This is a genomic window from Paraburkholderia sp. FW306-02-B, assembly GCF_058782725.1.
Window position 1 is genome coordinate 2,370,967 of sequence record NZ_JBYSXZ010000001.1, and the last position, 14,006, is coordinate 2,384,972.

11 protein-coding genes and 1 pseudogene are annotated in these 14,006 nt (G+C 59.1%); 8 read left to right on the top strand and 4 right to left on the bottom strand.

The annotated features are described in order from the left end of the window. Positions 1–49: 49 nt before the first annotated feature. Complete coding sequence (locus AC3WOG_RS10480) at positions 50–433, bottom strand: response regulator transcription factor (RefSeq protein WP_492577918.1); 384 nt, start codon at positions 431–433, stop codon at positions 50–52. Between the two features lie 586 nt (positions 434–1,019). On the opposite strand from AC3WOG_RS10480, the gene AC3WOG_RS10485 reads away from it, so the two are divergent. From AC3WOG_RS10485 to AC3WOG_RS10520, 8 genes and pseudogenes are all read left to right on the top strand, one after another. Continuing rightward, a complete protein-coding gene (locus AC3WOG_RS10485; RefSeq protein WP_492577919.1) occupies positions 1,020–1,274 on the top strand; it encodes an H-NS family nucleoid-associated regulatory protein in 255 nt (84 codons plus the stop codon). A 333-nt stretch (positions 1,275–1,607) separates the two neighbouring features. Then, positions 1,608–1,814: a hypothetical protein gene (locus AC3WOG_RS10490; RefSeq protein WP_492577920.1), complete on the top strand. Its 207-nt coding sequence runs from the start codon at positions 1,608–1,610 to the stop codon at positions 1,812–1,814. A 199-nt stretch (positions 1,815–2,013) separates the two neighbouring features. Further along, positions 2,014–3,405, top strand: coding sequence for a cytochrome ubiquinol oxidase subunit I (locus tag AC3WOG_RS10495; RefSeq protein WP_492577922.1), 1,392 nt, complete (start codon positions 2,014–2,016; stop codon positions 3,403–3,405). 16 nt (positions 3,406–3,421) lie between these two features. Beyond that, positions 3,422–4,408: a cytochrome d ubiquinol oxidase subunit II gene (locus AC3WOG_RS10500; protein ID WP_492577923.1), complete on the top strand. Its 987-nt coding sequence runs from the start codon at positions 3,422–3,424 to the stop codon at positions 4,406–4,408. Between the two features lie 109 nt (positions 4,409–4,517). Then, the gene (locus AC3WOG_RS10505) at positions 4,518–4,784 is read left to right on the top strand and encodes a hypothetical protein (protein WP_492577924.1); all 267 of its coding nucleotides are present in this window, start codon (positions 4,518–4,520) and stop codon (positions 4,782–4,784) included. A 187-nt stretch (positions 4,785–4,971) separates the two neighbouring features. Further along, a pseudogene (locus tag AC3WOG_RS10510) lies at positions 4,972–5,508 on the top strand (DUF2242 domain-containing protein); the annotation flags it as partial. 1,209 nt (positions 5,509–6,717) lie between these two features. Next, a complete protein-coding gene (locus tag AC3WOG_RS10515) occupies positions 6,718–7,596 on the top strand; it encodes a cyanophycinase (RefSeq protein ID WP_492577926.1) in 879 nt (292 codons plus the stop codon). Positions 7,597–7,827: 231 nt separating this feature from the next. Then, positions 7,828–8,652, top strand: a complete 825-nt coding sequence (locus tag AC3WOG_RS10520; protein WP_492577927.1) for a cyanophycinase — start codon at positions 7,828–7,830, stop codon at positions 8,650–8,652. 127 nt (positions 8,653–8,779) lie between these two features. Here the strand turns inward: AC3WOG_RS10520 and AC3WOG_RS10525 are convergent, their stop codons facing one another. From AC3WOG_RS10525 to cphA, 3 genes are all read right to left on the bottom strand, one after another. Next, a complete protein-coding gene (locus tag AC3WOG_RS10525) occupies positions 8,780–10,489 on the bottom strand; it encodes a transglutaminase-like domain-containing protein (RefSeq protein ID WP_492577928.1) in 1,710 nt (569 codons plus the stop codon). 148 nt (positions 10,490–10,637) lie between these two features. Next, positions 10,638–10,946, bottom strand: a complete 309-nt coding sequence (locus tag AC3WOG_RS10530) for a hypothetical protein (protein WP_492577929.1) — start codon at positions 10,944–10,946, stop codon at positions 10,638–10,640. A gap of 126 nt (positions 10,947–11,072) precedes the next feature. After that, complete coding sequence (gene cphA / locus AC3WOG_RS10535; RefSeq protein ID WP_492577930.1) at positions 11,073–13,862, bottom strand: cyanophycin synthetase; 2,790 nt, start codon at positions 13,860–13,862, stop codon at positions 11,073–11,075. Positions 13,863–14,006 lie beyond the last annotated feature (144 nt).

Consider the following 14,006-nt stretch of genomic DNA (forward strand, 5'->3'; position numbering starts at 1 on the left):
TATCCGAATCTTTCAATATCCAACAATCAAGGCCCGCTGCGAGCGGGCTTCAGTGAAGCTCGTCACCTTTGGCCTGGAGCCTTTCGAGGCAACGCGACACGGCCACGCCATCGACAGGTTTGCTCAGCACGCATATCGCTCCGCCGCCCAGCGCCTGGCGACGCACCTTTTCCGATGCGAAAGCGGAGATAAAGATGATGGGCAGCGTAATCCCGCCGTCGAGCAGGCGCCGCTGCATCTCGAGCCCAGTCATGCCGGGCATCTGCACATCGGAGATGATACACGCGACATCGCTGATCTGGCCGGAGTCGAGGAAATCTTCGGCGGACGCATAGAGCCGGACGTCCCAACCGAGTGAACGAACCAGGCTCGATGTGGCGATGCGGACGGATTCGTCGTCGTCGATGATTGAAACTATCCGATGGATATGCAAGCGACTTATCCTCTGCCATACATGCGGTTACGGCGGCACGATGTTGTTTCGCCCGTCGTTCAGGTATTCCCATCTTATGGAAAAACCCCTGCCGCGAAAATCATATGTGTGTATAGGGTAAGGCCGGGAGAGTCGTAAAACAGGCGGAAAAGCCGCGGGACAGACTGCCCACCCATATGCGGCCTTGCTGGGCGCAGTCGCTGCGCGCCCGGGCCCGGGCCCGGATAGTGACCGCGCAGCGGGACTCCTTTCGTGCGACGAGGTTGCACATGTCGCAGCCCCGGGTGCTGTGTCGAGTTCGCCTGCCTGCCGCTGCCCGTCGTGCGTATTGGAAGTCGAGCGTGCCTTCGCTAAACGACGCTTAGGGCGAAGCCGCTACATTTGCAACATCGATAACACATTCACCCGACAAGACCGTCATGCACGACGCAACCCAACCTCTTTCCGCGCAGCGACCTCATCGAGCGGATCAAATCCTTGATGCGCGATATCCATAAAAGGGGCGCGCGCGAACGGCATGTCAGGTCAAAAGCCGTCGCCCACACCCTTTGATCCGCACAATAAAATTCACGCCCGGGAGCGACCTATGTCGACGTTCATTGAGCGTCTTGAAGGAGAAGCGCGCGAGCGCCTGATCTGTTGGCTCAGGCGTCGCATGATGGAATCCGAGATCACGATCGAAGCGCTGGAACACGCGCTCAATCGCGATGTCGAGGATGATCAGATGGTTCGCTATCGCGATGCAAACGGCAACACGTGGACAGGTCTCGGCGAGATGCCCGAGTGGCTATGCCGCGCAGTGGCGGCGGGCCAGAGCATCGATCACTTCCGCTGCGGCTGAACGTCCCGCCTGGGCCGCGATGCGCCGTGTCGGATACCTGCATCACCAGTGCACTCGCCTGACGAGAGCTTTCGCGTTTACATGAAATTGTGCAATTGCATGCTGATGCGCGCATCGCGTAAAGGGCATGCGGTGCGGACCAGGGAAGCGATTTCAACAAACTCCTGGCGGCGAAGAATCATCGTGCGAAACGGAAAGTTACCGTTCGTACCAGAAAACAGCAAAACCACACCACTGTCACGCTACGTACTGAAGCAGCCCGATGCGCGAACCTGAATCCTGCGCGTATCCCACAGGGCATCCATCCCATCACCTCACGTGTCGGAGACGTACATGGGCAAGAAAATTACGGAAATCATTGTCGAAGTCCTCGAACAAGCGGGTGTAAAGCGCTGCTATGACATCGTGGGCGACACACTCAATCTGTTTGCCGAGGCAGCCAATCGTCATTGCGCACAGGTCGTCTTGATTCGCTGTCCTCGTTGCTCAACAAGCGTCGAACGCCAATGGCCTCGCTGGGCTGATTCCTGGTTCAGGTAATAGCAGTCCTTCGCCCCGCCAACTATCATCAAGCACCTTGAAGCATGAACCGTTCAGTTCAGTCACTACGGCCTGGTGATTGCACTGCGGACCTCGATGTGACCGTGAGCCTGATGAACGTCCTGCCGGGCAATTCACGGCAACCGATTCAGCAACTCGTCCTGGTTGCGCAAACCAACCTTTGTCGCGAGGGAGCGATATGGACACTACTGCGCTCATGCTGTCGCGATTGCAGTTCGCCTTTACGGTATCGTTTCACATCATCTTTCCGTCTTTCACCATTGGTCTGACTGCGTGGCTGACGGTACTGGAAACGCTGCATCTGATTACCAGACGGCCCGTGTACCGCCGCGTCTTCGACTTCTGGCTGAAGATCTTCGGGATCGCTTTCGGTATGGGCGTGGTCTCCGGAATCGTGCTGGCCTTCGAGTTCGGCACGAACTGGAGCGAACTGTCACGGCTTTCGGGGCCGATTCAGGGACCGCTGCTGTCCTATGAGACCTTCACGGCCTTCATGCTCGAGGCGTCTTTCTTCGGTGTGCTGCTGTTCGGCAGGAACAGGGTGAAGCCGGGACTCTATCTCTTCTCGGCGGCGATGGTCGCGCTCGGCACAACGCTCTCGGCGTTCTGGATCATGGTGAACAACAGCTGGATGCAATATCCGGTGGGGTACACGATCCAGAATGGCGTCTATGTGCCGGACGACTGGGCGAAGATCATCTTCAGTCCGGTGGTATGGGTGCGGTTTCCTCATATGTTGCTCGCGGCTTATGTCACCGGCGCGTTCTGTGTCGCGGCGACAGGTGCGTGGTACATGCTGCGCGGAATGTGTCATGCCGAAGGTCGCGTGATGCTGCGGATGGGTCTTTTTCTTGCCGCGATCCTGGTGCCGGTCCAGTTGCTGTTCGGTCACCTGGTGGGCGATTACGTACATCGCTACCAGCCGATCAAGTTCGCAACGATCGAGGCACGGTGGCATGACGAACAGCCTGCGTCCGAAGTTCTGCTTGCATGGCCCGACGCAGCACACGAAAAAAACGACTACGCAATCTCGATACCGGTGCTCGGCAGCATGATTGCATCGATGAGCCTCGATTCGAAGGAGGTCGGGCTGACTGACTTCGCGCGCAGCGAGCGTCCGCCGATCGCCATCCCTTTCTTCACGTTCAGGGTCATGGTGGGGTGCGGTCTCCTCATGCTGCTCGTTGCCTGGGGCGGCACCCTGCTGTCGCTCAAGGAGCGTTTGCTGCAGCGGCGTGCGCTGTTGTGGACGGTATTTCTATGTTTTCCGCTGCCGTTCATCGCGACCCTCACCGGCTGGTTCACCGCCGAGGTGGGGCGGCAACCCTGGACCGTCTACGGGTTGCTGCGCACCGCGGACGCCCTCACGCCGTTTCTGACGCCACGTGCGGTCGCGGGTTCGCTATTCGTGTTCTGTTCTACCTACGTCTTCATCTTTGCCTTCGGCACCTACTACATCTATAAGTTGCTCAAAGGCGGCCCCGTCCAGGACCCACTGCATAGCCCGCCTGCCGCCTTGCCGAACCGTCCGCTTTCGGCGGCGACGGATCTGCCGTCGACGGTCAAATGATCCCGGAGACGTGCAAATGATCCTCTACTGGTCGCTGATACTCGCCCTTAGCATGTTGCTATACGTGTTGCTCGACGGTTTCGACCTCGGTGTCGGCATGCTGTTCGGCCTGACCCGGGACGAAACGCGCCGGGCTCATATGCTCGCCGCCGTGTCGCCACTGTGGGATGGCAATGAAACCTGGCTGATCGTGGCCGGCGTGGTGTTGTGGGGCGCATTCTCGCCGGTCTACTCGTTGCTGGTCTCCGCGTTCTACGTGCCCGTGATCCTGATGCTCACCGGCCTGATCTTTCGCGGCGTCGCCTTCGAGTTTCGTGGTACGGCGCGCCGTACGCGGGTGATCTGGAACGTGGGCTTCGTGGTGGGTTCGGTCGTCGCCGCGTTCATGCAAGGCGCAATGGTCGGCGCACTGGTCAAAGGGCTGCCGGTCGTCAATGGCCGCTTTGCGGGCGACGTCATGACGTGGTGCAGCGGATTCTCGGTACTGTGCGGTGTAGCGCTATGCGCCGGCTACGCTCTGCTTGGCGCGAGCTGGGTGGTCAAGAGATGCGAAGCCAACGCGCGCGACGCTGCGTATCGTGCGATTGTGCCGTTGCTTTGGGTAGTGCTCGTCCTGCTGATCGTGCTGTTCTTTCATGCACTTCATGAAAGCCTTGCGATCATGCACCGCTGGCTCGACCGTCCCTATCTTTTTCTTGTGCCACTGTTCGCCCTATGCGCAATCGCGGGCACCCTGACTGGAGTCAGACAGCGTCGGGACAACCAGCCGTTTCTCATGATCGTGCTGCTGTTCATCTGTGCCTACGCGATGCTGGCGATTTCGTTCTGGCCGTACATGGTCCCGTTCTCGCTCACGATCACCCAGGCGGCGGGGCCGCATGCCAGCCTCTCTTTCATGTTCTGGGGCGCGGGATTGTTCGTCTACCCGTTGATGCTGATCTACACGGTCTATAGCTATAACGTGTTCAAAGGGAAGGTCGACCTGACTTCGGGTCACTACTGATGAACGTCGTGCTTACCTTGTATGACTACATCGTTGCGCCGACGGCAGCTGCGTGCACCCCGTGCGCGATCACATAACGGCAGTCGAACCGAGTGCGGAAAGCCGGGCTGTGCGTGCCAACACGTATGAGCTGGTCGAGTCCCTGCACGACGTGCTGAAGGTCGACGCGCTTCCGTGGGCCGAGTTTCCACATAAGGTCGGCCTGCACAACAGTTGCGGAACGCAGCGAGGGCTGCGCACTGCGAAGATGTCGGAGATCAATGAGCCGTTCTTCTCGAAGCCGCTATCGCTGCTGCAGAAAGTCAAGGGCATCGAGTTCGTCATACCCGCTAGCCGTGAAGGAGCGGTTGTCCCAACCGGGGCCGGCCCTTCTTAATGTCACTGTCAACCCGCTGGAACTGGTCAAACCTTGTTGTAGCAAAAGGAAACTATAATGGGCGCGCCAATTCACTTTCGGATCGGCCGCATGATGTGTCCCTCTCATGTCGCGCAAGAGCAACGGGCGTCGTGGACCCGCACCATCGGACCCCTTCTCCGCTCGAGCCGATCCAACACATTCAGCCATGCATACCCAGTTCAGCCTGTCCTCCGCGGCTCTCGTGCTTGCGCTTGCAAGCGCACTGTCCGCCTGCTCGACGCCGAAGCCGCTTTACCAGCAAGAACAATTCGACGCAGGCAACAGCCCCTACGCGCACAAGTTCGCAGCGAAGGCGGCTCCCGCTTGCGAAGCCGCGCGCCGTGCGCTGCTTAGCCAAGGGTATATCGCCAGTTCGACGAGTCCCGATTCGGTCGACGGCACGAAGAATTTCCAACCCACCAGCGATTCGCACGCGGTGATCGAAATCCATGTGGTCTGCACATCCGACGACCCCAACAGTAGCAACAGCACCGCGTATGTGAATGCGGTGCAGGATCGCTACGCGCTGAAGAAAAGCAACACATCGGCGAGCGTCGGCCTGAGCGTGTTCGGATCGCTGTCACTGCCGATCGGTTCGAGCGACGACGCGATGGTGAAGGTTGCGAGCGAGACGATTCCTGCCGGCGTGTTCTATGACCGTTTCTTTGCGCTAGTCGAGCATTACCTGAAGTCGGCCCCCGCTGAGGCCGTTACGCCGCCAAAGGAGACACTGCCGTCGATGAACGATGCGCTGCCCCCGATCGGGACAGCCCAGACCGGTAGTGGTTCAGAGAAGTCGACGAGCGCCAAGTAAGGGCGTCCGGTATCGCCCTGCCATACACCCGCTTGTGCGACGCAGTTGATTCGTCACGCCAATACCTGCAATCCGGCCGCGCCGCAGTCTGTCTGCGCGATGGCCTGACCGGCGACCGGGCCGATGCGCCAGCGGCGCGCCACATGAGGTGCCGTCGAGATTCGGACGCTTACGCACGCTAGCGTTCCGGAAAGCCCGGCTGCATAAGGATTGCAACAAATTCTGCATTCCGAGTTTGGCCGTGCATCATTGTCGAATGCCAAGCCACTGATTTCATTCATTGTGCAACGCGACTGACGGACATTGTCGTTCGAATCTTGACGGCACCCCTTAATGACGCGGTGCCGGTCGCGCTCTTTTTTCAAGTGAAACGCCCGACAACGACTGACTGCGAATGGACCCGACGATTGCGTGCCGCAAGGCTCCCCACCGGTTATCACGGGGACCCTGACCTGTATACCCGCGCGCTCCATCGATTCACGGTGCGGCTGACTTTGAGTTGATGGAGACCAGCTTCCGGGCAGACGGCTCGTGGCGGAGTGCGGCAATCGAGTCGATGTACGTCAGGTGATGCGGCAGTGAATGCATGCGACGCCCGCAACTTTTCCGCATCTGCATGTCACCTACCCGGCGAATGACCGGCGCTTCGCGCCGGCGCATGCATCTGCGTCCCTGGCACGGGGTTGCATCTTTACGTCAATTGGCCGCAAAGCCTTGGCACTCAAGGCCTCCTCTTGCGACGCGCCCTCTGAATCCCGAAAGTCTCAACCTTAATAGCAATTTCGTACCAACTTTTGTTCGTTTGACAGCTGTCGTCGGGTGCAATGGCAGGATCCTCAACTTTCGGAACCGGGTCTCGATGATCACGATCCTCGGTGGATCGGCGTCGAGTTGCACGTCAATGTTGCACCATATCGGTTCGAATATGCGCGCAATAGGTGCACGCACCCTTCCCGCGCCCTGCCAGTCTGAAGTCTCGGCGAGTTTCTTCTCATTGCGGCCGGCACCGCCCGCGCGAGCCCTCGTCAAGGAAACATTGGCGCGTTTTTTGCTGTTACGATGCTCACAGGAAGGGAAGTACCAATCTGGAAGGAGTGAATGATGCGCCCCGGAAAATCGCTGAACGGTGCTACGCGAGGATTCATTATCCCCATCGGCGGCAAGGAAAATCGGGTCCAGAACCCGGTTATCCTGCGTCGTTTCGTCAAGCTTTGTGGTGGGTCACGCGCGCACATTGCAGTCATCCCGACGGCCTCTTCACTGGACGATACGGGGGATCTCTACGAGACTGTGTTCCGCGATCTCGGGGCTGACCGGGTCAGTATCCTGCCATTCAAGTCCCGCGCCGACTGCGAGTCCGACAAATATCTGAAGGTGCTCGATCACGCTGACGGTGTCTTCATGACCGGGGGCGACCAGGTACGCCTCGCCGAGATGCTGATCGACACGTCGGCCTCGGACAAGCTGCGGCGCCGCAACGCACACGGTATGCACGTAGCGGGCACCTCCGCTGGAGCCTCCGCCATGTCCGCCGCGATGATCGCCGGCGGCAAGAGCGGTGCCACGCCTCGCGCCGGGATGGTCGATCTGGCGCCGGGCCTAGGTTTCATCAGCCGCTTTGTGATCGACCAGCACTTCAGCCAGCGCGATCGACTCGGGCGCCTGCTCGCGGCGGTGGCCTCTATCCCATTCGGGGCGGGCATCGGGCTGGATGAGGATACGGCCGCGTTCATCGGTCCGGACGACACGCTGGAGGTGGTCGGCACCGGTAGCGTCACCATCATCGACGGGTCGAATCTGCGCAATTCGGCTGCAAAGCCGGTTCGCCACGACGACCCGGTAGGACTGACAGGAGTACGTCTGCATATCCTTGTCGAAGGCAATACGTACGATCTCGCAACACACACCCTCTCAGGCGGTATCTTGTCCGCGAAAAGCAACGCCGCCTGCGAATTGACCGCCGCTGCCTTGAGCTGACCGGTTAGAAAGCAGAACCCGCTTCATTCACGAACCGGGCAGCGCGCGTCTGCCGCGATCCGCTTGCCGATATAATCGTACGAGGCACCAGCGACTGGGACGGCAGAAACCATAGACGCCAGCTGATGCGAGCCCGCCAGCAGCAGTGCTGCCGGCGGAACACGCGGATCACGTGGTGGCTGCACGAGACCTAGGCTACTTCGCGATTTTGCACTCTACCCGGAGTGAAAGTTGAGTCGTGCAAAGGCGTCCACGGGCGGCACACGCGGTTTTATCGTCCCCATCGGCGGCGATGGAAGACGCATACGGAAGGCCGCCATCCTGCGCCGCTTCGTGCAGCTTTGCGGCGGCTCCCGTGCGCATATCGCCATCGTCGCCACGGTCTCCAAGATGCCCGACGCTGGCTATCGTTACGAACGAGCGTTCCGCGATCTGCGGGTTGATCGGGTCAGCCTCCTGCGATTTGGGACCCGAGCCGACTGCGAGTCGGAGCGGGACCTGGAAGTGCTCGATAGCGTCGACGGGATATTCCTTATGGGGAGCGAGACAGTCCATCTTTCCGAGACCCTGGGCAGCACTTCGGTGGCCCAGAAGATCCGCAACCGGAATGCACAGGGTATCCACGTGGCCGGCACCTCGACGGGAGCCGCGTTCCTGCCGGAGCAGATGATTGCGGCCGGACAGAGCGGCACGACGCCCCGCGCGGACATTGTCGAATTGGCGCCGGGCCTGGGCCTGATCGGGCAGTTGATCATCGATCAGCACTATCGTCACCAGGACCGGCTCGGGCGTCTACTGATGGCCTTGACTTACAACCCGCTAGCCATTGGTATCGGACTGGATGAAGACACGGCTGCGTTTATTGGTCCGGACCACGGGCTGCAGGTGGTGGGCAGCGGCGGCATCACCATTGTGAACCCGTCCCAACTCCAGCACTCCGCGATCCATCCAGATCGTCGCCATGCGCCGGTCAGCGTGATCGGCCTGCACCTGGACATCCTTGTTGAGGGCGACCTGTATGATTTGGCGGCGCATAGGGCGACCATCAAGCGCTAATTCGGATTCGCGCCGGTAAGCCTGGGTGTTCTCAAGTCATCACGTGAGCCGCCTTGGCGACCTCTTGCGATCAAGCGTCGTGCTTCCCCCAACCGCCGAGTGCTCATGCGGCGCGGACCGCCGGACGTCAGTCAGGAAACACTTCATCCAGCGAGGCCTCCCGAAGGACCTCGATCTGGATGTCAGGTACAAACAAGTCCGAATACATCAGATCGTTATCGACCTTTTCCCAGCAACCGGGCTTGCATATTTCGCACATCTTTTCTGTTCTGCTGTTTTCTATATAGATCCACGACAGCGCGCCAAAAAACCTTTCATGTCGTTCTGGCGCATTGTCCGATGAGCTTTCCATCGGTACCCACCCTAGCCCGGGTACATAGAACTCCACCCACGCATGATCGTAATCCGGCGTACAGACCGAGTTGACTCGCGCATATCTCAGCTTATACTCGGGCACCTTGAAATCTCCGACTGGCCTGCATGCGACCCCGCAAAGCCGCATTAATCCTATTAACAGCTCCATGTACTTTCCACAGGTCCCTTCGCCGCCCCTCAAGGTCTCGACGGGACTTGTGTACTGGTTGTTGTATCGGTACGTCAACCTGCTATAAATATATTCGCGCACGGCTTTCGCAATTTTGACCACATTACCGCGCTCGTTGTCGGGCAGAGCCGAAATCAGCTCGGCTGCAATGCCTCTTAATTCCAGCCGGTCCATATCATACCTGGACTCTTCTTTAAGAAAGCGCGTCTTGATATCGTCGGGATAGGGCGCATCCGCGACATTCAGCTTGTATCGTATGCCGTACACCTCGATTACAACACTATAGCCAAAGGAGCGGCGCTCTTTATCAAGCTCGACGCCGGTCAGATCGAATTCCACGATTTCGTTGCCATTTTCGTCTTTTTTTAAAACGCCCGGAACGTCGCCAATAATCCTGATTGACTTGATCTTCTGTCTTCGCGTCTCGACTGGAATCGACAGCCTGACGCACATCTCGACACCACCGATTCTGTTCAAAACTTCACGGGCGGGCTTGAGCATTTCGGCATAAGTCAATTTCACTTCATACCCTCCCGAAAGGCCGACACTCCCGATCTCACCAAGTTCTATTATTTTGTAGTCAAGTCTCTCTATAAAGCCATCGGAGACATGCTTATTGAGCGTTATATTCGGACTGCCACGTTTCCCCGATTCAGAACTCGCGTCGTCGAAAACGTCCCAGCTATCCTGGTTGTAATATATATAGATGCCAGGATTTTCTTTATCTGACGTTTCAATGGAAGCGATTCCCGATGCCCCTTCATACGGTATGGTCAGCGACGCCAGATGAATCCCATCAAGGCTGTAGACATAAATGGCCTGGCTGGCGCCGTTCAGCATAAACAGGCGATCTCCATGCAAGGTAATATCGTTGACACCATGGCCTACCTCGGTCGCCTGTATTAAGCCATCCTCATCCAGAATGAACAGGGCGCCACGTCTGTCGACCGCATAATACCGATCGTTTTTCCAGCACAGCCCAACCAGATCCTCTGCCTGATCGATCGTAATGATGTCCATCGCGTCACGGACCGTTCCATTCTCTATCCCGACCGCGTATATCCGATTGGAACGCGAATAATTGACGATACCATCCGGCCGCATACAGAGTGCAGCCGATCCTTTGAACGCGTTGAAGCTCCTGAAATTGACAATCCCGTAAAAGAATCCCGTGCGAACGTCAATTTTGCCGAGCGCCCCAAGGTCCGGATCGACGACGAACAGCGCATCTTCCTCGTTGCTATCGACAGAGACGATGTGCCTCGCAAAGAGAGGTTTGATCGGCGTGACCACAAAACCCCCGTATCGTTCTGTTTGACGAGGCACGGGAGGGACCGGTGCCTCGTCAAGTCAGGCGGGATGCGGCGCCCGAGACCGCAACAGGGCTCCATTGAGCCTGCGCGCCGCGCCTGCTACGCCCCAAGCAGGCGCAGCAAGTCCGCTAATGCTCCCTGCCCCTCGAGGCTTCCCGGTCCCGATCCCTCGAGGCGTCCCGGTCCCTGCCCCTCAAGGCCTCCTGCTCATTACCTCCCAAGGCCTCCTGCTCACTGCCTCTCAAGGCTTCCTGAATAAAATCGGCATAGTCCGAGAGGTGCCTCATATTGGAATCCAGAGAATTGCGCGACGACCCGCTCATCGCTTCGTGACGTATCAGGTCCAGCGCGACTTCGACGGCTATCCTCCGTCTCGAGGACGCATCGAGCGCGGCTTCGTTATCGTTGTAGAGAAGAAATTTCTGTCTCTCGTCCATTTTGACTCTCCTAAGTCTTGACGCTCATGAAGGGTGTGCATCGGATGCTTCACCCGCCTTGGGGTCCTGCTACCAGGTCGGCTTGCGACCGCCTGGGACGTCGCCGTTACCACGGCGAAAACTCATTCAGTCCTCGATCTCTCGCGCTAGCCGCACGCCGCGCTCGTCACGGATGATCTCCATGCTACTGTCCCATTCGAACCCGCCCAGATCGTCCAGACGGATCTTGACGGGCCCTGGTCTTCTCTCGGCCGCATGCCCTGCTTGCCCATTGGGCCTGAAGTGCACAATCTGCTCCCAGGCACGCGTGTAGTCTTCGCTCAGCAGGAGGAGCAGATCGCCAGGGCCGGCCATCTCGAGCGCCGATTGATTCGCTGCCTGCTCATCGGCGATGACCTCGATCTGCTCTGCCCCGACCCCGTTCTCGCGCAGCGCGTAGCACAGCATCTCCGGGACTTCGAGGTGAGCCCGCCCACGCGAGTCGCAGTCCCGGTGGCAGATGTAATGCTCGAAGTGTCCGGCCGCAATACGCGCGATCTCCAGGACGTCCTCGTCACGGCGGTCGCCCGGAACCGTCAGCGAAATGATCTTCGCGCGCGCGGCGCCCAGCCGGTCTACAAGAGCGCACATGGTCTTCACGGCCGCCGGATTGTGCGCATAGTCCAGAATCACCCTGAACGGATGCTGATCATAGATGTTCATGCGGCCGGGGGTCTGCTGGAAGGTGTTTTCGAACGTGCGCAGGCCCAGGCGGATGCCCTCGAGATCGATCCCGAGACCGCGAGCGAGCGCCGCGGCGAACATCGCGTTCTGCACATTGTGCAGAGCGAGCCCTTGCACCGTGGCCGGAATCAGGTGCGTCCACAGCAACGGAAAACGGTGACCACCGTCCCACAGGATGATCATGTGGCCGTCTATCTCTTCCTCCAGAATGACCGCCACCCCACCCGCCCGTATATGCTCATTGACCAGGGGGTGGGCAGGGTTCATGGTCACGTAGCCTAGGCGGTTTGCGTGGCTATGATCCGCCATCTTCAGACATAAGGGATCGTCAGCATTGACGACAGCCATGTCCTTCGCCACTTCGATGACGATGCGCTTGACCTCGGCCATCTGCTCCACGGTCTCGACCCCACGCAGGCCCAGGTGATCGGCGGTCACGTTGAGGCAGCCCGCCACGTTGCACTCCGGATAGCCCAAACCACACCGCAACAGGCCACCCCGGGCCGTCTCCAGTACGGCGGCGTCGACAGCGGAATCCGCGAGAATTATGCGCGCGGATGTCGCCCCGGTCATGTCGCCCTCCACAGTCAGCCGTCCGTCGATGTAGACGCCATCGGTTGTACCCAGACCAACCGTGTAGCCCGCCAGCTTCATGATATGGGCCAGCATGCGCGACGTGGTGGTCTTGCCGTTGGTGCCGGTAATGCTTGCAATGGGGACGGTCGTTGGAGCACCGGGTGGAAACAGCATGTCGATGATGGGCCCGGCCACGTCCCTGGGCGTGCCGTCGCTCGGCGCCAGATGCATCCGTAGACCCGGGCAGGCATTCACCTCGCAAATGGCGCCGCCGGTCTCACGATACGACGCGGAGATATCGGTGGTGATGAAATCAACACCACCGACGTCCAGGCCAATGGCCCTGATCGCCCGGACGGCCATTTCCCGGTTGTCCGGGTGCACGCTATCGGTGACGTCGATGGCGGTGCCACCGGTGGAGAGGTTGGCGGTGGCACACAAATAGACGGTCTCGCCTGGCTTGGGTACCGTCCCGGGACTAAAACCCTCGTCATCCAGGAGGTGTTTTGCTGCGCCGTCGAGCTCCACGCGGGTGAGCACGTTTTCATGCCCCACACCCCGGCGTGGATCCTTATTCACCTCTTCCACCAACTCCTCTACGGTGTGAACCCCATCGCCCAACACATGAGCGGGGATGCGCCTGGCAACCGCCAGCAATTCGCCATTGACCACCAGCATGCGGTGATCGGACCCCGGGATATAGCTTTCGACGAGCACCCCTCTGCTGTACTCTTGCGCCCTCTCAAAGGCGAGTTCCACCTGCTCTGGCCTTGTAAGCCTGATTGATATGCCTTGCCCGTGATTGCTGTCCAAGGGCTTGACCACGACCGGGTAGCCGACGCGTTCGGCGCTATCGACGGCGTCGCCAGCGTTATAGACCTTTCGTTGCCGCGGCACCGGAAGGCCCGCGTCATGCAGGGTCCGATTGGTCTCCTCCTTGTCCGATGCCTGGTCTACGGCGATCTGACGCGTCTCGCTGGTGAGCGTCGCCTTGATCCGTTTCTGGAAACGCCCGTAGCCGAGCAGAATCAGGCTCTCGCCGTTCAGGCGCGTACAAGGGATTGCACGCTTCCCAGCGGCGCTCACCAACGCGGCAGTGCTTGGCCCCACGTCGCGACTCCGCGCATAACGGATGAAATCATCCAGTTCATGCTCAAAGTCGAAATCTTGTTCAGGATTCTGCTCCGGCTTCAGTTCGTCAGGAAGAAGATGCTCGATCAAGGCAAGAGACAGGTTTCCGGCGTGCCGACCGACATCTTCATCATGGTACTCATAGACTACGTCGTAGTGTCCCCGCGGCCCGGCTGCACGCGTCTTGCCAAAGCTCACGTCCGAACCCGCGACCTTCTGCAGTTCGATGGCTACGTGTTCCATCACGTGACCCAGCCAGGTTCCCTCGCCTTCCCACATGCGTCGCACGAATCCGCCGGCGGTATTGTAGGAACAGCCATGCTGTTGAAGGCCGGGGAGATAGCCAAGCAGACGATCAATGAAGTCGTGGCCAAGCCGCATGGTTGGCCATTCCTCAAGCTTCCCCAGATCGACGGTGTACCGAATGACCGGAAAATGTGCATGAATATTAGGTCCTTGATAAGCGACGATTGACTTGATTTCCATCGAATGACCTCCTGAAGTTCTGATCTCAGGTAAGCCGCAACCCCTTCGGGCCATCGTAGAGAGGCACTAAACGGCATTCAAAATACGACGAATTGTCATAACAATCGCTGGCTGCCCCCTCATCTTTTGTTCTCTCGTGCAGAG

Excerpts from the sequence above, each read along its gene's own strand:
- AC3WOG_RS10530 (WP_492577929.1), bottom strand. The coding sequence starts at position 10,946 with ATGGACGAGAGACAGAAATTTCTTCTCTACAACGATAACGAAGCCGCG.
- AC3WOG_RS10485 (WP_492577919.1), top strand. The coding sequence starts at position 1,020 with ATGTCGACGTTCATTGAGCGTCTTGAAGGAGAAGCGCGCGAGCGCCTG.
- AC3WOG_RS10495 (WP_492577922.1), top strand. The coding sequence starts at position 2,014 with ATGGACACTACTGCGCTCATGCTGTCGCGATTGCAGTTCGCCTTTACG.
- AC3WOG_RS10515 (WP_492577926.1), top strand. The coding sequence starts at position 6,718 with ATGATGCGCCCCGGAAAATCGCTGAACGGTGCTACGCGAGGATTCATT.
- cphA (WP_492577930.1), bottom strand. The coding sequence starts at position 13,862 with ATGGAAATCAAGTCAATCGTCGCTTATCAAGGACCTAATATTCATGCA.
- AC3WOG_RS10500 (WP_492577923.1), top strand. The coding sequence starts at position 3,422 with ATGATCCTCTACTGGTCGCTGATACTCGCCCTTAGCATGTTGCTATAC.
- AC3WOG_RS10490 (WP_492577920.1), top strand. The coding sequence starts at position 1,608 with ATGGGCAAGAAAATTACGGAAATCATTGTCGAAGTCCTCGAACAAGCG.